This window comes from Vibrio sp. R15-SG3-ISO1A, from assembly GCF_059833955.1.
Map to the genome: position 1 here is coordinate 1 of NZ_JCBDGH010000084.1, position 21,616 is coordinate 21,616.

The window sequence follows — 21,616 nt, forward strand, 5'->3', positions numbered from 1 at the left end:
ACGCTGTTGCCGAATACCCAGGCACTATCCCATACATTCTTGAGCAGTTCGATAAAGTACAAGCGGAAGAGCTTCGTCTTACCGATCTCATCACTGGCTTTGTTGATCCAGACGCAGAAGAGACCACAGCACCGACGGCGACGCACATCGGTTCTGAGCTCGCAGAGTCTGACTTGAAAGATGAAGACGAAGAAGATGCGGATGACGATGAGGACGATTCAGATGACGATGACTCAGAAGAAGATACTGGCATCGACCCTGAACTTGCACTAGAGAAGTTCACGTCGCTGCGTAATACCTTCCAGAACTTCCAGCTCGCCTGTAACGAGTACGGCAAAGAGAGTCCGAAAGCGCAAATCGCTCATGAACTCGTCCTCGACGTATTCAAAGAGTTCCGTCTGACGCCGAAGCAGTTTGACTACTTGGTCGATGAACTTCGCACCTCGATGGAGCGCGTTCGTACTCAAGAACGTCTGATCATGAAAGCGGCCGTTGAATACGGCAAAATGCCGAAGAAATCGTTCATTACGCTCTTTACCGGCAATGAATCTAGCGACGCTTGGCTTGATGAGATTCTTGCTTCTGACAAGCCGTACGCAGAGAAAGTTCGTCGCAGCGAAGACGACATCCGCCGCTCGATCATGAAGCTAAAAGCGATTGAAGAAGAGACCTCTTTGACGGTGCAAAACATCAAAGAGATCAGCCGCCGTATGTCGATTGGTGAAGCGAAAGCTCGCCGTGCGAAGAAAGAGATGGTGGAAGCGAACTTACGTCTGGTTATCTCGATTGCGAAGAAATACACCAACCGTGGTCTACAGTTCTTGGATCTTATCCAAGAAGGTAACATCGGCTTGATGAAAGCGGTCGACAAATTTGAATACCGTCGTGGTTACAAATTCTCGACCTACGCAACGTGGTGGATTCGTCAGGCGATCACTCGCTCGATTGCAGACCAAGCACGTACGATCCGTATTCCGGTGCACATGATCGAAACGATCAACAAACTCAACCGTATCTCTCGTCAAATGTTGCAAGAGATGGGTCGTGAGCCCCTACCGGAAGAGCTGGCTGAGCGCATGCAGATGCCAGAAGATAAGATCCGTAAAGTGCTGAAGATCGCCAAAGAGCCAATCTCAATGGAAACACCGATCGGTGATGATGAAGATTCGCATCTAGGTGATTTTATCGAGGACACCACGCTTGAGTTGCCTCTCGATTCTGCCACTGCCACCAGCTTGAAAGTGGCCACCAAAGACGTACTGGCGGGCCTCACGCCTCGTGAAGCAAAAGTACTGCGTATGCGCTTTGGTATCGACATGAACACAGACCACACTCTGGAAGAAGTCGGTAAGCAATTCGATGTAACGCGTGAGCGTATTCGTCAGATCGAAGCGAAAGCGCTACGTAAATTGCGCCACCCTAGCCGCTCAGAAACTCTGCGCAGCTTCTTGGATGAGTAATTCACGCTAAGACGCATGATTGATGAAAAGGTGAGCAAGCGCTCACCTTTTTTATTATGAGTAGACTTAAGTGAATAAAAACTAAGCGCATTTAGCCATGCTTGCGGCTAGACAGCTTCGGGGGCTTCCCCTATAATCGATGCCCTACGGCCCCTTAGCTCAGTGGTTAGAGCAGTCGACTCATAATCGATTGGTCCCCAGTTCAAGTCTGGGAGGGGCCACCAAATTCTAAAAGGCGAGTAACCAAAGGTTAACTCGCCTTTTTAGATCCCATACTTAATTGTCGTGTCCTCTCTAATCATACTACAGCTCTCTCGTATCGTTAGATTTAAACATTAGTAAACGCTAATTTTTCAAACTCTTAAAAACGAGACATTTTTTGAATCTGTGCCACATGTAAACTAAGTTAGTATAAGTATGCGTCAGCTTTTTCGGCTAGGTTGATAACAAGCACTCATTAGAAAGTAGCACTCCTTTTTATATTTCATCGACCTAACGCACCCTGTTGGTGCCAATGAGGCCATTTATGTTATTTTTTCGCAGCCGTAAAGACTCTGCTTACACTGATCTTGAACTCAATGGAATGCGTACCTCTGCGCAAGTGTTCAGCGCCATCAAATCCAGCGTTGCCTACATTGAGTTTCAGCCTGACGGTCATGTCATCACCGCAAATCACTTATTTCTCGACACACTCGGCTACCAATTGAGTGACGTTCAGGGTAAACATCATCGCCTTTTTTGTGATTCGATCCTGACCTCTTCTTCCGATTATCAACAATTTTGGCGCGATCTAGCCAATGGACAGCCTCAGACAGGCACCTTCAGACGCCTTCGTAAGGGGGGCGAAGAGATTTGGATTGAGGCGACCTACGTTCCCGTAAAAGATGACAATAATAAAGTGGTCAAAGTGATCAAAGTCGCTAGTGATGTCACGGAGAAAAAGCACCGCCTAGACAATCAAGAAGCCATTTTTGAATCGCTTAAAAAATCCATGGCCTATATTGAATTTACCCCAAAAGGGGAAATCATCAATGCCAACGATAACTTCTGCGCCTGTGTTGGCTATAAGCTTTCTGAGATTCGAGGTCAGCATCACCACATTTTTTGTAGCGAAGATTTCATCCACAACAATCCAAATTTTTGGCCCTCACTAGCCAAAGGCGAGTTCAAAGGCGGGCTCTTTGAAAGACGTAACAAGCACGGTGAGATACTGTGGTTAGAAGCGACCTACAACCCTGTTTTTGATCGTCATGGCAAGGTGGTGCGTGTGGTGAAATTTGCCAGTGATATCACTGACCGAATTCTTCATCAGCAGGCTATAAGAGATGCCTCTAAGGTGGCTCAGCAGACCTCGCTTCACACTTTAGACATTGCCAATGATGGCGCTCGAACGCTAGGTACCGCGACCGATGTCGCCAATCAAATTGACGTATCAGTCAGTACCGCTTCCACTCTAATGGGGAAACTGACGGAGCAATCGCAACAAATTACCCACATTGTCACCACCATCTCCAACATTGCCGATCAAACCAACTTACTCGCACTGAATGCCGCCATAGAGGCCGCACGCGCAGGGGAGTTTGGCCGCGGGTTTGCGGTTGTTGCTGACGAGGTGCGAAACCTCGCAGCGAATACAACGAAAGCGACCGATGAGATAGGGAATATTGTTAAGCGCAACAGTGAGTTGACTTCAGAATCTGAGGGAACCATGGCGCAGATTCAAGCGAGAGTCGTCGAATGCAACCAGCAGTTGCAGGAGACACAAGCCCTGATTGACGAGATTCGACAAGGAGCGCAGAACGTTGCAGATACGGTGACGCAACTGGTCAAAGATTGATAAAGATATGTGCCCGACCAGCGTCGGGCACGTAATTTCATTAAAAGCCTTTGCTTTTCTTAATCAAGTCGTAAGCGTTTTGAATTTCCTGCGCTTTTTCTTTCGCGACATTCATCATTTCAGGGGGGAGGCCCTTCGCCATCAACTTATCTGGATGATGCTCATTCATCAGTTTACGATAGGCACGCTTGATCGCTTTGGCATCAGCGCTGCTATCAATACCCAGTAATTTGTAGGCATCGCTCAGTTGATCTGCGGTACTCGCTTGCTGCCACTGCCCGCCAGATTGATGAGAGTGCCCATCATTGCTGCCACCAAAACCCCCGCGTTGAAAACGAAACGCCGCTTCTTGCATGCGAAGGCGTTGCTCAAGTTGTTCTGATGAAAACCCCAAACCTTGTGCAATCTTGTGCAGGACATTGCGCTCTGCCGGGTGAATCTCGCCATCCGCAAACGCTGCAGATAGTTGTAACTCGAGAAAAAACTGCAGCAAATCAAAACGACCTCCGGTTGAGATGCGGACACGCTCTAAGACTCGCTCCAATGGGAAATCTGCGCTTTTTCCTTCTCTGAAGGCTTCTTGTGCCGCTAATTTCTGCTCACCATGCAGGTTCATGCGATCCATCATCGTTGAAGCCAGCTGGATCTCCTCGCGAGTGACCTGCCCTTTTGATTTCGCAACGTGCCCCATCACAGAGAACGCCGCTTTAAAAAACTCTTCTTGGCGCTGCGCTTGACTTGGTCCTTCACCAAAGCCGCTATTGAACCCCGCCTGTCTTAAACGGCGTGCTTTATCAAACTGATGGCCTAGAAAAAGACCGAACAACGCCCCAAATGGTCCTCCAAACAGAAAACCAAAAAAAGTGCCAAGGATTTTGCCGAAAATGTGCATTATATGCTCTCAACCTCTGAATTTTTTCTTCTCAACGCGGTCTGATAGTGCCGTACGCCACAATTTACTTTATTATAAAGACCGTTTTATCTTAGATTCGGTTACCTATTCACCGGATATATCAAGTTCAACAGGATAGTAAAACTCGATGTCATTTTTCCCCCGCACCTTACTGGCCGCATCGATCGGCGCTGCGCTCTATGTCCCTCAGGCCTTATCTGAAGTAACCGTAGACGATAGTGTGCAGGAACTGCCCTCTATTGATCAATGCTTAATCAACGAACCTGAGTCTGATAACCCGAATCAAGATCCCATCAATGTCGAAGCAGACAGCTTAGAGGCGATCAACGGCGATAAAGCGACCTACAGCGGTAACGTTGTGGTCGTTCAAGGCAAGAAGCAGATGCGTGCCGATAACGTCACCCTCCACCAGCAAGAAAACATCGTGGTTGCGGAAGGGAACGTGATGTTCAGCGACGGTGAGCTGAAAAGTATATCAGAGAAAGCCACCAACAACCTCAACACAGAAGAAGTGACATTGGAGAACACCCAGTATCAATTCTTGTGTGAGCCAGGGCGCGGTGAAGCGGTTTACGTGTCCAAGACGGGTAAGGCGATGTATGAAATCGAAGACGGTACGATTACCTCTTGCCCGGAAGGTGATAAATCATGGCGACTGCGTGCCTCTAGTATCGATGTTGACCAAAACGAAGAAGAAGCGACCTTCTACAATCCGCGTTTCGAAATCGTCAATGTGCCCGTATTCTACTTGCCTTATTTGACCGTACCTATCGGAGATACACGTAAGACAGGCTTTTTGTATCCAACGGTCTCATACGGCTCAAGCGATGGTTTTGAAATGGAGGTGCCGTTTTACTGGAACTTAGCACCAAACTATGACCTCGAAACCACACTCAAATACATGCAAAACCGTGGGACGCAACTCAATAGTGAATTCCGTCATCTGTCGACATTGGGCAACACTAATATCAAATCGGAATACTTGCCAGATGATAAGAAGTACACTGATTACGGTGATCGTTGGGGTTTGCAATGGCAACACAATGGCATATTTAAACAAAGCTGGAAGTTTGAGGTCGATTACTCAAAAGTCAGTGATATTGACTACTTCTCCCACGTAGACTCCAGTATCGGTAATAGAGAAGATGGGCAATTGATTCAAGAAGCACAAGCGACGTACCGTAGTGATTCTTGGGACGCATCAATCCTCACTCGTGACTTTCAGCTATTAACCGAAAGTACTAGCAGCCTTCCGTACCGACTGTTACCTCAACTGGAGTTTAACTACTATGCGCCAGAAGTACTGCGCTATTTAGACTTTGATGTAATCAGTCACATATCCCGTTTTGACACTGACGCTGACGGAAAGCCCAGTGCCACCCGCGTGCACATCGAGCCTGGATTCAAAATTCCTATTGGTACGACTTGGGGTTCATGGACAACCGAAGCACGATTGCTAGGTACCTACTATCAACAAGAACTCGAAGGTGTTGATACCACTTCCTCCGATAGTGATTATTATGGACTAGAAGAGAGCGTGTCTCGTGTAATACCCGAATTTAGAACTCACGCAGGTCTGATTCTGGAGCGAGATACTGTCGTGTTAGACAGTTATACGCAGACACTAGAACCACAAATTCAATATGTCTACGTCCCGAATCAAGACCAAAGCGACATCGCAACATATGATACAACCTTGATGCAAACCGACTATTACGGCTTATTTCGCAGTCGTCGATACAGTGGTGTTGATCAAATTGCTCACGCTAACCAAATTAGCTACGGTGCATCGACTCGTTTCTTAGACGACCAGTTTAAAGAAAGATTGAACGTCTCCTTTGGACAAATCTTCTACTTGAAGAATGGCATAAAAAACCAGTCTCTCACGGATAGTGACACTGATAGCGATACTGATAGCACATCCAACTACTCTGCGTGGGCCGTCGAAATGGATTTCAACTATGATGATTTCTTGTTTTATCATGGTGGTATCCAATACGATATAGATGCGGAAGAGGTACAACTCGCCAACAGCACACTGGAGTATCGATTCAATGGTGGTTACCTTCAAGGTAATTACCGATATGTCACGAGAGACTATATTGAGCAAACATTAGGCGACAGCTTAGGTGACCTAGACAGCATCACGGAAGAAGGTATTTCTCAAGCCGGTATTTTGGCCAGCTATAATATCTCCCGCCACTGGAGTGTAGGTGCTCAGTACTTTCATGATGTCACGACCAACGAGGCATTAGAGTGGCTGGCGAGAGTGAACTATACCGACGACTGCTGGTATATCGGCTTCACCTACAGCAATCAGCTGGATAGCTGGGATCCTAGCTTCTCAAGTTATCCAGATTCAGACCCTGTCTATGAAAATAACTTTAGTGTTAACTTTGGCATTATCGGCTTTGGCACAAATATTGGGGCAGGCTCAGGAATGGCAGGGATGGACAGTGCAGGCAACTCCCTCGGCTACGGTCGCCCATTCTTCTTAAACAATTAAATCTCTCTCCTGCTGCGCAGCGGCAGGAGCCTAATAATGGATAGGATGTTAATGAAACCATTGAAACACACCCTGCTCGCGCTTGCTGCCGCGAGCCAAGTTGCCATCGCTCACGCGCAGCCGGTTGAGCTGGATGGCGTTTCTGTCATCGTCAATGATGGGGTGATTTTACACAGTGACATCAACGCATCACTGAAAACATTGAAAGCCAACGCGCGTAAAAACAACCAAGCGTTACCCGATGAAGCGACGCTGCGTGAACAAGTCACGGAAAAACTTATCGTTGATACCATTCAGCAGCAAGAAGCCGAACGATTGGGTGTGCGTATTGATGACAACCGTCTTAACCAAGCCATCGCTGAGATTGCCGAAAACAACAACCAGACCATCGAAGAACTGAGCAACGCTATTGTCAGTGAAGGTTTGAGTTATCCTGAGTTTCGTGAACAAATCCGCAAAGAAATCGCGGCGAGCGAAGCACGAAATGCACTGGTCCGTCGCCGCATCAACATTCTGCCGGCTGAGGTCGATAACCTAGCGGATATTCTCGCGCAAGAGACCAACGCCACCGTGCAGTACAAAATCAGCCATATTCAGTTGCGTGTCGACGACGGTGAAGACAAAGCCGAGGTAGAAAAAGAGGCGACAGCGCTCGTTGAACGCCTCAATCAAGGTGAAGACTTTAGCACCATGGCCTACACCTATTCAAAAGGCCCGAAAGCCCTTGAAGGTGGTGATTGGGGCTGGATGCGCAAAGAAGAGATGCCGACCATCTTCGCCGACCAAATTAGCTTGCAAAACAAAGGCACCATCATTGGTCCATTTCGCAGTGGTGTCGGTTTCCATATCCTCAAAATCGACGATGTAAAAGGGCTAGAAACCGTGGCGGTGACCGAGGTCAACGCACGTCATATCCTGATTAAGCCGACGGTGATCCTGAGTGATGAAGGCGTACAAAAAGAGCTGAACGACATCATTGAGCGCATCAACAATGGCGAGGCGACCTTTGGTGAGATGGCGCAGCAATACAGCCAAGATCCAGGTTCAGCTGCACGTGACGGTGAACTCGGCTATCAAACCTCAGATCTTTACGTCCCTGAGTTCAAACACCAAGTGGACACCTTACCGGCTGGAGAGATCAGTGCGCCATTTAAAACCGTTCATGGTTGGCACATTGTCGAAGTCCTCGATCGCCGCGAGGTGGACCGCACGGACTCTGCGCTGAAAAACCGCGCGTATCGCATCCTGTTCAACCGCAAATTTAATGAAGAAGCCAGCACATGGATTCAAGAGATCCGCGCCAGCGCCTTTGTCGAAATGGTTGAGGATGAGCAAGATGACAATTAGACGTATCGTAGTCACCGCCGGTGAACCTGCCGGTATTGGCCCAGACTTAGTTCTTGCGCTCTCCAAAGAAAGTTGGACTCATCAGATAGTGGTGTGCGCCGACAAATCCTTACTCGCCGAGCGCGCAGCTCAACTCGGTATTGAGGTTGAGCTGCTGGATTATGAGCAAGGCAGCGATCCGAGCCCACAACGTCAAGGTACGCTGATTGTCGATCATATTGCGATGGATGCCCCCTGTATTGCGGGCGAACTCAATGAAGCGAACGGTCACTACGTATTAAAAACGCTCGAAAGAGCCGCTTTGGGCTGTATGAATCGTGAATTTGATGCTATTGTCACCGGCCCTGTGCACAAAGGGGTCATCAACCGTGCAGGTGTTGCATTCAGTGGCCATACTGAGTTTTTCGCTGAAAAGTCGAATACGCCACTGGTGGTCATGATGTTGGCGACACAAGGCTTGCGCGTCGCGCTTGTCACCACACACATACCTTTAGCGTATGTGTCCAAAGCGGTCACCACTGAACGCTTGGAAGCCATCATCCATATTCTTCACCAAGATTTGGTCGAGAAATTTGCGATCCCATCACCGAAAATTTACGTGTGTGGCTTAAACCCACACGCAGGTGAAGACGGTTGCTTAGGCCGAGAAGAGATAGAGACGATAACGCCAACATTAGAGCGCTTACGCGAGCGCGATGGCATCGACCTCATCGGGCCGTTACCCGCTGACACCATCTTCAACGAAAAATACCTTGAAGAGGCGGACGCCGTATTAGGGATGTACCACGATCAGGTACTTCCTGTACTAAAATACAAAGGATTTGGGCGCTCAGTAAACATTACTTTGGGATTGCCCTTTATTAGGACCTCCGTTGATCACGGCACCGCATTAGATCTTGCAGGAACAGGCGATGCGGACACAGGAAGCTTTAGAACTGCACTCGCTCATGCCATTGAGCTAGTGGAAAAGAAACCCAGTTAACTTGAGATCATTATGAGAAACGATGTCCACTTAGGACACAAAGCACGTAAACGCTTTGGTCAGAACTTTTTAAACGACCCATACATCATTGACGGTATCGTCTCGGCCATCAACCCACTACCTGGGCAGAACTTGGTTGAGATCGGCCCTGGCCTTGGCGCCATCACTGAGCCAGTCGGTCGTGAAGTGGATAAATTCACCGTGATCGAGCTTGACCGCGATCTAGCAGAGCGCCTACGCAATCACCCTGAACTGGCGGATAAGCTGACCATTCATGAAGGCGATGCGATGCGTTTCGACTTCTCGCAACTCGTTAAGCCGAACAACAAGCTGCGCATCTTCGGCAACCTGCCATACAACATCTCAACGCCGTTGATGTTCCACCTTTTTGAGTACCATAAAGACGTACAAGACATGCACTTTATGTTGCAAAAAGAAGTGGTGAACCGCCTCGCTGCTGGCCCTGGTACTAAGGCATACGGCCGCTTGACGGTGATGGCACAATACTACTGCAAAGTGGTGCCGGTCCTTGAAGTGCCGCCGACTGCGTTTGTTCCGCCACCGAAAGTCGACTCAGCTGTGGTTCGTTTGGTGCCTTACGAGACGCTGCCTTACCCAGCCACCAGCTTGAATTGGCTTGATCGCGTTTGCCGTGAAGGCTTCAACCAGCGCCGTAAAACCGTGCGCAACTGCTACAAGTCACTGATTGATGCAGAATCGCTTGAAGAGCTAGGTATTAACCCAGGCATGCGACCAGAGAACCTCACCTTGCAGCAATTTGTCTCCCTCGCCAACTGGCTGGATGCAAAACATCAATAAAATCATCTAGTATAAGGGGGACAGTGCCACGCATTGTCGCCCTTTTTCTTTTTTGGAGGTGTGAAATGGATGTCGACCCTTGCATCAAAGTTCAGGTCAATACTCGCTATATCCCTGAGCAGTCTCAACCACACGCGAAGCGCTATATTTTCGCCTACATGGTCACCATAAAAAACCTCAGCAACCAGACCGTGCAATTGATCAGCCGACGCTGGTTGATTACCGATGCCAATGGCAAGCAGATGACGGTGGAAGGCGATGGCGTTGTCGGCCAGCAGCCATTTATCGCTGCCGGTGATGAATACACGTACAGCAGTGGTACCGCACTCGAAACACCGGTCGGTGTTATGCAAGGCCAATACATAATGCACGATGAGCAAGGCCGTGAGTTCCATGCCGAGATTGAGCCTTTTCGCCTCGCACTGCCCAATATTCTTAACTAAATTAGGACAACGGTTTGGCTACCTATATTGTCGGTGACATTCAAGGCTGCTTTGACGAATTGCAGCAACTCCTCAGTAACATCAAATTCAAACCCAAAAAAGATACCCTCTGGTTCGCCGGCGATTTGGTCGCTCGCGGGCCCAAATCACTGGAAACCCTGCGCTTTGTCCAAAGCCTTGGCGAGAGCGCCAAAGTGGTGCTCGGTAACCACGATTTACACCTTCTGGCTGTTGCGCTGGGTATCCATAAGAAAAAAGACAAAGACAAAACAGCGCCGATTTTTGATGCGCCCGATAAACAGGCACTGCTTGACTGGTTGAGACAACAGCCGTTATTGGCAGAACATGACGAGTTCGTGATGTGCCATGCGGGCATCTCACCTGACTGGGATCTCGCAGAGGCCAGAGCGTGCGCCGCCGAAGTGGAAGCGATTTTAAAAAGTGACGATTGGCCTTGGCTGATTGAAAACATGTATGCCAACCAACCAGACAAATGGCACAGCGCACTAAGCGGATTAGAGCGCTATCGCTACACCATCAATGCCTTCACGCGGATGCGATTTTGTTTTGCCGATGGGCGGCTGGACATGGCTTGCAAACTGCCACCAAAACAAGTGAGCGGCGGTGAATTGATGCCTTGGTTTAAACTGCCCAGTCGCATCGCACTGGAAAAGCCCGTGCTGTTTGGTCATTGGGCGGCCTTAGAAGGTTACCAGAGCAAGGAAGTGATTGGCTTAGACACCGGCTGCGTGTGGGGCGGAAAACTGACCTTACTCCATTGGGAAAAACAGCGTTACCACAGTGTCGAAGCGGGGAAGAAATCGTAGAGGTTTGGGGTGATGGGTGATGGGTGATGGGTGATGGGTGATGGAGCTTAGGACAGGATGGGCGAGTGCAAGCGCTATTAGGTAAAAAGAGCGCGAACGGGAATGGTCCGCGCCAGAGTACTGCCCTACTTTTCTAACACCACAAACTGCATATCGTAGCGATTTGTCTCATCCGCAGCGTAGGCTTCGCGGTAGGTTTCTTGATACGCATCGCCCCAGTCTGGGAACTGGGTATCGCCCTCTACCTTGGCATCAATAAAGGTCAGGTACAACTTATCTGCTTGCGCCAGACAGTGTTGATAGATGGAGCCGCCACCGATGATCATCACTTCCTCGACGTCGCCAGCCGCGGCAAGCGCCTGCTCAATCGACGCCACCACCGTCACTCCTTCAATAGACAAACTGCTGTCTCGACTGATGACAATATTGCTTCGTCCCGGTAAAGGACGACCAATCGACTGATACGTTTTGCGCCCCATCACCACAGGCTTGCCCATCGTACAGCGCTTGAACCACGCAAAGTCGGCGGGCAGATGCCACGGCATTTGGTTATCTTTTCCAATGACACGATCCTGGGCCATCGCCGCGATCATACTGATGATCATACTCTACTCCTAATCAAGACTGCGCAATATCAACGCTATACAATGGGTTTGCGGCGATAGAATAGCAACCCAGGCATCGCTAAGCCAACCGCCAATCCTGCAATAATAAACATCGCCTTGAGAAAGTTTTCGAGCAGCATGGCCACCAACTCAGGGCTGTAACCCACATGGTTGAGCTCGACTAATGCAATCATGGCTTTAAAAGCAAACACGCCCGGCACCATGGGGATCAACGCCGCGACAGTAAACACTTTCGGATGCGCCAAAAAGCGGCGTGACCAAACAATCCCCACCATGCTGACGATCATGGCCGCAAAAAACGTCGCCCACTCAATCGGCACGCCAAATTGCATCATCAGATAGCGTGAGCCATGACCAATCGCACCACCCAGTGCGCAATACAGCAGGGCTTTTTGCGGCACATTGAACACCAGAGCAAAGCCCACCGCGGGTATGGCGGCGAACAACATATCATTGAGTAGACCCAACAACAGTTCCATTCCGATATCCATCATCACACCACCCATCCACGAACGCCAACCACACTCATCGCGGCGACAATGCCCAAACAGGTCGCCAACGTCAGTAAGCTTGCCATCACGAATCGAGCGATGCCCATATTGGTGTAGCCTTTGAGCATATCAGCCACCGCATTAATCAACGGAAAACCCGGTACGAGCATCAGCACAGAAGACGCCATCACAATCGATGGTGCATTACCCAGCTCATAAATCACGGCTTGGGCCGAGATCACTGTGGTGACAAACGCCGTCACGGCAAAGTTCATCAGCGGGTTAAAGTGACGATGGCCTATCTCTTGGCGCACGATCATGCCACCGGATGAGGCGAGAAAGGTCATCATAAACACCGTCCAGTCGCCTCCTGCTAAGCGGCTAAAGGCGGCGCAAGATAAGCCAATCATCCCGACCACCAACCAACGGTTATATCGTTCGGGGCTGATGGCGTTGAGCTTACGCTGCGCCATCTCATAGTCGATCACGCCGCGCTCAAGCATAATACAGATACGTTGGATTTGAGTGACAGCACGCATATTAATGCCGCGGTCGGGGCAACTGCGAGTGGTGGTGATGCAGTGCTGCTGATATAAGGTCGTCACGACGAGTGAACTTGATGATAGCGAGATTTCCACCTCATCCATTCCAGAGGCGCGCCCAAAGCGGCGCATCAAGTCGCCCACCAACGTGCTTTCCGCGCCGTGGGCCAAGAGCATTTGCCCTGCTTGGGCAATCAAGCGAGAGACGGCTCGCTGCTTCGATGCCATATTACCGATGTCCTATTCCATTAGAGAGAAGTCACAGCCAAAGGCTGCTTATATTGATCAAGAAAGTGCCCTATTGTGCAACTCACACACACTATACGTATTGATGTAGATAAAAAAACAGCCGCAATATGTGATTGCGGCTGTTTAAAAAGGTTTAATTAATCGCGGACGTAGACCACATGACCGTCGTCTTCTTCGTCGTCCCAATCATCCCAGTCGCCTTCATCTTCAGTGATGACATCTTTACCTGACATGGCATCTTTGTGGTAATCATCCCACATGAAATTGACCTTCTCTTCTTCAGAGATCTCTTCCTCTTCACGTGGTAGAGATTCCATAAAGTCAGCCAGCTTGTAGCACAGTTCCTTAGTACCTTGTCGGTTGATGGCAGAGATTTTGAAGTACTCGTCTTCCCAACCCAGTGCATCAAGGATAGCTTGAATCACTTCATTGGCTTCCTCTTCTGGTATCAGATCCACTTTATTGAAGACCAACCAACGCGGCTTATCTGCAAGCTTCTCGCTGTACTGCTCGAGCTCATCAATGATCGTCAGCGCATTTTGCACCGGATCCGATTGATCAATCGGCATGATATCGATCATATGCAGCAACACGCGACAACGCTCAAGGTGCTTCAAGAATCGAATACCAAGACCGGCACCATCAGCCGCGCCTTCGATAAGGCCAGGGATGTCGGCGACAACAAAGCTTTTCTCTGGGACAACACTGACCACACCCAAGCTTGGGATCAAGGTCGTGAATGGGTAGTCCGCCACTTTCGGCTTCGCCGCAGAAACGGCGCGAATAAAGGTCGATTTACCCGCATTAGGAAGACCAAGCATACCCACATCGGCCAATAGCAATAGCTCTAAACGCAGCTCACGGATTTCACCTTTCGTACCCAGCGTCTTTTGACGTGGTGCACGATTCACCGAGGATTTAAAACGCGTGTTACCTAAACCGTGCCAACCGCCTTTTGCGACCATGACTTTTTTGCCATGCTCGGCCACTTCAGCCACGATTTCATTAGTGTGGATATCCACCGCACGTGTACCAACAGGCACGCGCAACACTTTGTCTTTTCCGCGTTTACCCGTACAGTTACCGCCGCGGCCATTTTCGCCACGCTCTGCTTCATAGAAGCGCTGAAAACGGTAATCAATTAGGGTGTTGAGGTTCTCGTCCGCTAGGATGTAAACATCACCACCGTCACCACCATCACCACCATCAGGGCCACCTTTGGTTACGAATTTTTCGCGCCAAAAACTGACAACACCACTACCGCCGTCGCCGGCTTGAACTTTAACGACCGCTTCATCAACGAATTTCATCTCTTACTCCGCTCTCTTACCGCGCACCTCGCTGAGTGCGCCGCTGCGTTGCAACATCATCTCAACCGCTCAGGTTGAATGATATAAATTCTAGCAGATTCCACCTTCAGCTTGATCTCATCAGCTGAGCAGGACATCGCCCGTGGGGAACCAATAATGAGGGACTCTTATGCAGAGTGCCTGAGTATTGGTTCATAAATAAAAAACCCCGCCGAATCGGCAGGGCTTTTGAATTCAGTCAGAAGGTAAATTATTCAGCTTCGATGCTTACAAATTTACGGTTCTTAGGACCTTTCACTTCAAATTTCACTTTACCTTCAGTAAGAGCGAAAAGAGTGTGGTCTTTACCGATACCAACGTTGGTGCCAGCGTGGAACTTAGTACCACGTTGACGAACGATGATGTTACCTGCAAGAACAGATTCACCACCGAAACGCTTAACACCTAGACGTTTGCTTTCTGAATCGCGGCCGTTACGAGTAGAACCACCAGCTTTTTTGTGTGCCATTGTTAAACTCTCCTAATCGATTAAGCGTTGATACCAGTGATCTTCACTTCCGTGAACCACTGACGGTGACCTTGTTGCTTACGAGAGTGCTTACGACGACGGAACTTAACGATTTTAACTTTATCGCCACGACCGTGTTGTACAACTTCTGCTACAACTTTACCGCCCTCTACTAGAGGAGCACCAACTTTAATGTCTTCACCGTTAGCAACAAGTAGAACTTTATCAAATTCAACAGTTGCACCAGTTTCAACGTCTAATTTCTCTAAACGAAGAGTTTGACCTTCGCTTACACGGTGTTGTTTACCACCAGATTGGAAAACAGCGTACATATCTTACTCCGCTTTTTCCGCACAGCCTTATGCACTTTGGGCAATTTGGGTGTGCGCTAAACTAATCATCAATAGGGCGCAGATTCTACAGAAAGCTCGCACCTATGACAAGCCATATTTTTAAAAAATTGGCGAAAAGCTAATCGCCAATGAAAAGTGCGCCAATCATGCCCGTTAAGCATGTATTAATCAACGTTTTTTAGTGTATTATTGGCCAACAAATACAGATAAGAATACCTTACCAGTTCTAACCTTCAGCCGGATGTATAATGGATTTTAAAGCTATCCAAGCGCTCACTGCCGATGACATGGCAAAAGTGAATGAAACAATTCATGCCCAACTCAACTCTGACGTCTCTTTAATCAACCAGCTAGGGTTCTATATCGTCAGTGGTGGCGGTAAACGAATCCGGCCGCTGCTTGCGGTGTTGTCTGCCCGGGCACTGGGCTACCAAGGTCAGGATCACACCACCGCCGCCGCGTTCATTGAATTTATTCACACAGCGACCCTGTTGCACGATGATGTCGTGGATGAATCTGACATGCGCCGTGGTAAAGCCACCGCGAATGCCGCGTTTGGCAATGCCGCCAGCGTTTTGGTGGGGGATTACATCTATACCCGTTCATTCCAAATGATGACGGCACTCGGATCATTAAAGATCCTCGAGCTAATGAGTGACGCGGTGAATGTGATTTCCGAAGGTGAAGTGCAGCAGTTGATCAACTGTAACGATCCCGATACCACCGAAGAGAGCTACATGCAGGTCATCTATTCGAAGACGGCACGCCTATTCGAAGCGGCAACGCAAATCGGCGCGATTCTCACCGACGCTGACGCCGAACTTGAGCTCGCGATGCAAAACTACGGCAAATATCTCGGCACCGCATTCCAGTTGATTGATGATGTGATGGATTACACCTCTGACGGCGAGGAAATGGGTAAGAACGTGGGCGACGATCTGGCCGAGGGCAAACCGACCCTCCCTCTTCTTTACGCAATGCGCCATGGCACCCCAGAACAAGCGGCAATGATTCGCGAAGCCATTGAACAAGCAAACGGAATGGAGAAGCTCAACGAGATTCTGGCCGCGATGGATGAAACCGGCTCTTTGGAGTACACGCGCCAGCTGGCTTATCAAGAAGCCGATAAAGCCATCGCTCAGCTTGCCCTTGTGCCTGACTCGCCTTATAAAGAAGCATTGGTAACGCTTGCTCATATGGCGGTGCATCGCAGCGCTTAAACAGCGAAATCGTCCTCTCCTTATCAGGCAGTGAGTCAGCATTCACTGCCTGATCGCCATCCTATCGTTCGTCATCAAACCGTCATCGCTCAGTCACCGAACTCTCACTAAACTGTCCTTTCAGTGACATCTAAATGACCTACGCTCATCATCAACTCCTGTTTAGACGAGATTGATATGGACGTATCTAGCCCTTTCCGATTGCCGCGCAAAACGCCATTTGGCCTTGGTGAGAACCTCACTGAATGGGCCACGGGCCTCAGTCGTTTGGATAAGTTTTACGCCAAGCGTCCGGCTAACGCCACAACAGAACAGTTTCTTCGCTACACCTTAACTATCCTAGGTATCGATTACCAGATTGCAAAAGGCTCGCTCGATCCTATCCCGCGCAGTGGTGCGACCGTTGTGGTCGCCAATCATCCGCTGGGTTGTGTCGAAGGTGTAATCCTCGCTGAATTGCTACTGCATATCCGCCAAGACGTGCAGATCTTAGCCAATCAGTACCTCAAAACTGTCCCTGAGTTGGATCGTCTATTTATTGGTGTGGATGTGTTTGAAGGCAAACAGGCGCACAAAGCCAATTTAAAAGCGCTGAGACTGGCTCACCAACACCTAGATCAAGGCGGGATCTTGTTGATCTTTCCCGCCGGCGAAGTGTCACAACTGGTCGATAGCAAAACTCAGAAATTAGAAGATAAAGAGTGGAGCCGCTCGGTCGCTAGCTTAGTGCGAAGATCCAAAGCCACCACGGTACCCGTTTTTATTGACGGCCAAAACTCCAAACGCTTTTATCTCGCAGGAAAGGTGCATCCACTGCTGCGCACATTAATGCTGGGTCGAGAGTTACTCAACAAATCACACACCCCGATTCGACTCTCAATCGGCTCCGCCATCAAGTACAAAGAGCTCCACGCGCTCAATGATACTCAAATCGTTAACTATCTGCGTCTCAATACCTATTTGCTCGCGGCAAACACTCAGCTTCGCTCAAACAAGGCGCCTGGCATTGATCTCAGCAGCCCTATCGCGAGCCCTCTCCCAGCGAGCGATCTTGAAGTGGATCTCAACCAATTGCCGCGCGATCATCACCTATTATCGAGCGGTGAATTCGACGTCTACTGCACCAGCGCCGACTACATTCCCTCTGTGTTGTATGAAATCGGCCGCCTGCGTGAAAAGAACTTTCGCGCGGTGGGAGAAGGGACGGGCTTGGCCCTCGACATCGATCAGTTTGATGGTCACTACCAACATCTGTTTATTTGGGATAGAGAGCAGCGACGCCTGGTCGGCGCCTACCGACTCGGTTTGGTCGATAAACTGATTGAGCAACAAGGGGTTGATGCGCTCTACTCTCGCACTTTGTTTGAATATGATGAGCGCTTTATTAATACGATGGGCTGCGCCATTGAAATGGGCCGCTCAGTGATCGATAAGCCGTATCAAAAAAGCATGGGCGCTTTACTCTTGCTTTGGAAGGGCATAGCAACGTTTGTTTCTCGCCATCCTCACTATACGCACCTGTTTGGTCCAGTCAGCATCAGTAATGATTACAGCGAGCAGGCAAGACAACTGCTCGCAGAAACCATGACGCTGCACCACTACGACACGAAAGCCGCTGAGTACGTCTCGCCGTCCAACCCTCTGCCGAAACACGACACCCACTGGAACACCAGTATGTTAACCGCGCTGGCGGATTTACAGCTGCTCTCTCGCGTGATTGATCGTATTGATGAAGGCAAGGGAGTCCCTGTTCTGCTGCGCCAATATTTGAACCTCAATGGCAAGCTGGTCTCATTCAATGTCGATCCTGATTTCAATAACGCTTTGGATGGATTAATCATGGTGGATTTAACTCGCGTTGGCACCAAAACCCTTGCCCGCTATATGGGCCAAGACGCCGCAAGCCAGTACCTTGACCATCATCACCCGCAAGCGGATTGATCCCTGTCGAGCAAAAACTCAATGCCATGTGATTCACATGGCATTTTCTATGGATCGCATCATTACTCTAAAAGTGCGGCTGGTTTTAGGGCAATTTGACTTCTTGCCGCTCAGCTAAGCTCACTTCTCACTGTTTATTCATTCCCTATCCGAATATCTTCTCGCCCAATCACTTGATGCCACCAATAAAATGGTTGACGAAAAATAGCGCAAATTCGAAGCTAACAGCGAATTTGAAGCAATAGACAAAAATCATTGCAATATTCTAATAACAACACAAAAGGACGTGAACTCAACATGCTGCCATCCACTCCCCGCTCACTCAAAAACCTGAAACGCGTGACGACCACGTTGCTCGCGAGCGTATGCGCTCTGCTTGCTAGCGTCAGCCACGCTGACGATAAAGTCTACCGACTCAAACTTGCCGAAACTTGGGGGCCCAATACCCCTATCCTAGGTGATGCCAGTAAGAACATGGCCAAACTGGCTGAAGAGATGTCCAATGGTCGTTTGCAGATCCGTATTGACTCTGCCAATAAGCACAAAGCGCCTTTGGGTATTTTTGATATGGTCAAATCCGGTCAATACGATTTAGGCCATTCCAGTTCTTACTACTGGAAAGGCAAGGTACCCAATACGCTGTTTTTCTCCTCTATGCCTTTTGGCATGATGGCGACCGAGCAATACGCGTGGTTTTATCGCGGTGGCGGTATGGAGTTGATGGAGAAAGTCTACGCGCCGCACAATTTGCTCTCTTTCCCCGGTGGTAACTCCGATATTCAGATGGGTGGCTGGTTCAAAAAAGAGATCAACACCATTGATGATCTGCAAGGGCTGAAAATCCGCATTCCGGGCTTTGCCGGTGAAGTCATGGCGCGCGTCGGCGCCGCTCCAACCAACATCGCACCTGGAGAACTCTACACCTCACTAGAGAGAGGCACAATTGACGCACTCGAATGGGTCGGCCCTGCTTTTGATTTGCGCATGGGCTTTCAAAAAATCGCGCCGTATTACTACACCGCGTGGCACGAGCCAGGTTCCGAGACGCAGTTCTTAGTCAACAAGAAGGTGTGGGACAGCTTGCCAAAGGATCTGCAAGTGATTTTAGAAACCGCCTTTAGAGTGGCCGCTTTTGATATGTATACCCAAGCGATTGACGCTAATGCCAACAGTTGGGCAAGCATGAGCCAAGAGTTCCCAGACATCAAAGTGCGCGACTTCCCGCCGCAAGTATTGTCAGCGCTGCACAGCGCCACAGAAGCCTTGCTGCAAGAGCAAGCAGAAAAAGACGCACTGGCGCAAGAGATCATCACTTCGCAACGCGAGTACCTCACTAAAGTGCGCGCTTGGACCGACATCTCAACCAAAGCCTATCTTGAGACGACGCCTTAAGCGCTGTACGGTTATTCCTGTCAAAAAATATGACTGTCAAAAAGCATCGCTTTCAAAGTGACGTCTTCAATCACTATCGCCGCCTTCGGGCGGCGTTTTTAGTCGCTCGATGATCAACTCCATCCTTCCTTCACACTCTTTTCTCGCTTGATAAAAAAACTGTCACTATTGATGTAGAGAATAGAGTCATAGAAGCCATTGACAGCCTAATTCGTGACGAAAGATCATTTATTCCACAAAATAGTGGCGAAATCTCACGCCTTATTTTACAATGAAAATTAAGAAATCCAATCGAGCACTTGAAACAGGATAAAGACCAATGAGACTGATTCCCCTAAAAAATGCAGAACAAGTCGGCAAATGGGCTGCGCGTCATATCGCGAAGAAAATCAACGCCTTCAAACCGACGGCAGAACGCCCATTTGTTTTAGGTCTACCCACTGGCGGTACGCCACTGTCGACATACAAAGCACTGATCGAGCTATACCAAGCAGGTGAAGTCAGCTTTAAACACGTCGTCACGTTCAACATGGATGAGTACGTGGGCATCGACCCAAATCACCCAGAGTCATACCGCTCTTTCATGTACAACAACTTCTTCAACCATGTTGATATTCAAGAAGAGAACATCAACCTGCTTGATGGCCAAGCGGACGACATCGATGCACACTGCGCGGCTTACGAAGACAAGATCCGCTCTTACGGCAAGATCAACCTATTTATGGGTGGCGTTGGCATTGATGGTCACATCGCGTTTAACGAGCCAGGCTCATCACTCTCATCACGTACTCGTATCAAAACATTGACCGAAGACACACGTATCGCAAACTCTCGCTTCTTTGATAACGACATCAACCAAGTGCCAAAATTTGCGTTAACGATTGGTGTCGCGACGCTACTGGATGCCGAAGAAGTGATGATTCTCTCGCTTGGTCACAACAAAGCCTTGGCACTGCAAATGGCGATTGAAGGCAGCGTAAACCACATGTGGACAGTGACTGCACTGCAAATGCATCGCAAAGCCATCATCGTTGCGGATGAGCCAGCGCAGCAAGAGCTTAAAGTGAAGACAGTGAAATACTTCTCTGAACTGGAAGCGGAAAACATCAAAGGTCTATAAGACGTTGTTTCGCTAGCACGAAACAAAAAAGCCACTTCGGTGGCTTTTTTTCTTGTCTGATATAGTTGGCCAAGGAAATGGCCTAAAATACTGGTCTAGAATGGCTGTCTAACATAGATGACGAAAAACGCTATCTAAAGATAGCGTCAATAGAACTGATAAAGACAATCACTAGGAGGTCAGCGCGTTTTCTCTTGCGAGCTGCTGATGGATGTCGTTTACGGCCAACACTATGGTGGAACGCACTTTTTGGAAATGACGGTCTAAAAACATGGCTTTCATTTCGTCATTTAATCCCTCGACCAACTCGGGTGAGTAATCGATAGGCATGATTTTCTGTATCGCGTTCACTCGGTTGAGTTCAAACACGATATCTTGGTCCCAGAAGTCCACTTTCCCCTCTTGAACCTTAACCCACTCTTTTAGGGTGACAAACACTTCGATGTCGTCATAGGTTTGTTTACTGATCACCCCAAGCCCGAGCAGTAACTTGATGCGCACCAGTATTTCCCCTAATGGCCCATCACTGGTCAGTAACGGGTCGACGACGAATTTCACTGCGTAATCGTCTTTGTGGAAAATACTTTTTAACAAGGCATCGAGCATGTCTTCCAATACATCATAAGCACATAGCAGACACTCAGCGGCATTGGCTGATTCTGCTAACTCTTCTAAGAGTTCAACTTCATGACTCGAGTGTATTGGCATGGCTTCTTCAAAAGGAGAAAGT

Annotated in this window: 20 protein-coding genes and 1 tRNA gene; 13 read left to right on the forward strand and 8 right to left on the reverse strand. The window is 49.0% G+C overall.

Features of this window, described 5'->3' with window-relative positions:
* The 3 genes from rpoD to AC6R0L_RS14465 form a co-directional block, all read left to right on the forward strand.
* Positions 1-1,460, forward strand: a 1,460-nt coding sequence (gene rpoD / locus AC6R0L_RS14455; RefSeq protein WP_500629559.1) for an RNA polymerase sigma factor RpoD, incomplete at its 5' end; no start/stop codon positions are given.
* A 148-nt stretch (positions 1,461-1,608) separates the two neighbouring features.
* Positions 1,609-1,684, forward strand: a tRNA-Ile gene (locus AC6R0L_RS14460).
* 302 nt (positions 1,685-1,986) lie between these two features.
* On the forward strand, positions 1,987-3,297 hold the full coding sequence (locus AC6R0L_RS14465; RefSeq protein ID WP_500629560.1) for a methyl-accepting chemotaxis protein: 1,311 nt from the start codon (positions 1,987-1,989) through the stop codon (positions 3,295-3,297).
* Positions 3,298-3,337: 40 nt separating this feature from the next.
* Here AC6R0L_RS14465 and djlA read toward each other — a convergent pair whose 3' ends face one another.
* Positions 3,338-4,189, reverse strand: coding sequence for a co-chaperone DjlA (djlA, locus tag AC6R0L_RS14470; protein ID WP_500629561.1), 852 nt, complete (start codon positions 4,187-4,189; stop codon positions 3,338-3,340).
* A gap of 148 nt (positions 4,190-4,337) precedes the next feature.
* On the opposite strand from djlA, the gene lptD reads away from it, so the two are divergent.
* The 6 genes from lptD (at position 4,338) to apaH (ending at position 11,134) form a co-directional block, all read left to right on the forward strand.
* Positions 4,338-6,716 carry an LPS assembly protein LptD gene (lptD, locus tag AC6R0L_RS14475; protein WP_500629562.1) on the forward strand — a complete coding sequence of 793 codons (2,379 nt, stop codon included), beginning with the start codon at positions 4,338-4,340 and terminating at the stop codon, positions 6,714-6,716.
* 51 nt (positions 6,717-6,767) lie between these two features.
* A complete protein-coding gene (surA, locus tag AC6R0L_RS14480; protein ID WP_500629586.1) occupies positions 6,768-8,063 on the forward strand; it encodes a peptidylprolyl isomerase SurA in 1,296 nt (431 codons plus the stop codon).
* A complete protein-coding gene (gene pdxA / locus AC6R0L_RS14485; RefSeq protein ID WP_500629563.1) occupies positions 8,044-9,045 on the forward strand; it encodes a 4-hydroxythreonine-4-phosphate dehydrogenase PdxA in 1,002 nt (333 codons plus the stop codon). Before surA ends, pdxA begins: the two co-directional genes overlap by 20 nt.
* Positions 9,046-9,057: 12 nt before the next feature.
* Positions 9,058-9,864, forward strand: a complete 807-nt coding sequence (gene rsmA, locus AC6R0L_RS14490) for a 16S rRNA (adenine(1518)-N(6)/adenine(1519)-N(6))-dimethyltransferase RsmA (RefSeq protein WP_500629564.1) — start codon at positions 9,058-9,060, stop codon at positions 9,862-9,864.
* A 65-nt stretch (positions 9,865-9,929) separates the two neighbouring features.
* The gene (apaG, locus tag AC6R0L_RS14495; protein WP_334568374.1) at positions 9,930-10,307 is read left to right on the forward strand and encodes a Co2+/Mg2+ efflux facilitator ApaG/CorD; all 378 of its coding nucleotides are present in this window, start codon (positions 9,930-9,932) and stop codon (positions 10,305-10,307) included.
* 14 nt (positions 10,308-10,321) lie between these two features.
* The gene (gene apaH / locus AC6R0L_RS14500; RefSeq protein WP_500629565.1) at positions 10,322-11,134 is read left to right on the forward strand and encodes a bis(5'-nucleosyl)-tetraphosphatase (symmetrical) ApaH; all 813 of its coding nucleotides are present in this window, start codon (positions 10,322-10,324) and stop codon (positions 11,132-11,134) included.
* A 125-nt stretch (positions 11,135-11,259) separates the two neighbouring features.
* Here the strand turns inward: apaH and folA are convergent, their stop codons facing one another.
* From folA to rplU, 6 genes are all read right to left on the reverse strand, one after another.
* Entirely contained in the window at positions 11,260-11,739 is a 480-nt protein-coding gene (gene folA / locus AC6R0L_RS14505; RefSeq protein WP_500629566.1) for a type 3 dihydrofolate reductase, read from the reverse strand.
* 35 nt (positions 11,740-11,774) lie between these two features.
* Positions 11,775-12,266 (reverse strand): threonine/serine exporter family protein, encoded by a 492-nt coding sequence (locus AC6R0L_RS14510; RefSeq protein ID WP_500629567.1) that lies wholly within the window; start codon positions 12,264-12,266, stop codon positions 11,775-11,777.
* Positions 12,254-13,021 (reverse strand): threonine/serine exporter family protein, encoded by a 768-nt coding sequence (locus AC6R0L_RS14515; protein WP_334553596.1) that lies wholly within the window; start codon positions 13,019-13,021, stop codon positions 12,254-12,256. The genes AC6R0L_RS14510 and AC6R0L_RS14515 overlap by 13 nt, the downstream gene beginning before the upstream one ends.
* Before the next feature lie 158 nt (positions 13,022-13,179).
* A complete protein-coding gene (gene cgtA, locus AC6R0L_RS14520) occupies positions 13,180-14,352 on the reverse strand; it encodes an Obg family GTPase CgtA (protein ID WP_500629568.1) in 1,173 nt (390 codons plus the stop codon).
* A 250-nt stretch (positions 14,353-14,602) separates the two neighbouring features.
* On the reverse strand, positions 14,603-14,860 hold the full coding sequence (gene rpmA / locus AC6R0L_RS14525; protein ID WP_004409945.1) for a 50S ribosomal protein L27: 258 nt from the start codon (positions 14,858-14,860) through the stop codon (positions 14,603-14,605).
* Between the two features lie 20 nt (positions 14,861-14,880).
* Positions 14,881-15,192, reverse strand: coding sequence for a 50S ribosomal protein L21 (rplU, locus tag AC6R0L_RS14530; RefSeq protein ID WP_000271393.1), 312 nt, complete (start codon positions 15,190-15,192; stop codon positions 14,881-14,883).
* Between the two features lie 269 nt (positions 15,193-15,461).
* On the opposite strand from rplU, the gene ispB reads away from it, so the two are divergent.
* The 4 genes from ispB to nagB all read left to right on the forward strand — a co-directional run bounded on the left by ispB (position 15,462) and on the right by nagB (position 20,886).
* Positions 15,462-16,433: an octaprenyl diphosphate synthase gene (gene ispB / locus AC6R0L_RS14535; protein WP_500629569.1), complete on the forward strand. Its 972-nt coding sequence runs from the start codon at positions 15,462-15,464 to the stop codon at positions 16,431-16,433.
* 177 nt (positions 16,434-16,610) lie between these two features.
* The gene (locus tag AC6R0L_RS14540) at positions 16,611-18,374 is read left to right on the forward strand and encodes a bifunctional lysophospholipid acyltransferase family protein/GNAT family N-acetyltransferase (protein WP_500629571.1); all 1,764 of its coding nucleotides are present in this window, start codon (positions 16,611-16,613) and stop codon (positions 18,372-18,374) included.
* A gap of 297 nt (positions 18,375-18,671) precedes the next feature.
* Positions 18,672-19,766: a TRAP transporter substrate-binding protein gene (locus AC6R0L_RS14545; RefSeq protein WP_500629572.1), complete on the forward strand. Its 1,095-nt coding sequence runs from the start codon at positions 18,672-18,674 to the stop codon at positions 19,764-19,766.
* A gap of 319 nt (positions 19,767-20,085) precedes the next feature.
* The gene (gene nagB, locus AC6R0L_RS14550) at positions 20,086-20,886 is read left to right on the forward strand and encodes a glucosamine-6-phosphate deaminase (protein WP_500629573.1); all 801 of its coding nucleotides are present in this window, start codon (positions 20,086-20,088) and stop codon (positions 20,884-20,886) included.
* 171 nt (positions 20,887-21,057) lie between these two features.
* On the opposite strand, the gene AC6R0L_RS14555 is transcribed toward nagB, so the two are convergent.
* Positions 21,058-21,594 carry an MltR family transcriptional regulator gene (locus tag AC6R0L_RS14555; protein WP_487902172.1) on the reverse strand — a complete coding sequence of 179 codons (537 nt, stop codon included), beginning with the start codon at positions 21,592-21,594 and terminating at the stop codon, positions 21,058-21,060.
* Positions 21,595-21,616: the final 22 nt, after the last annotated feature.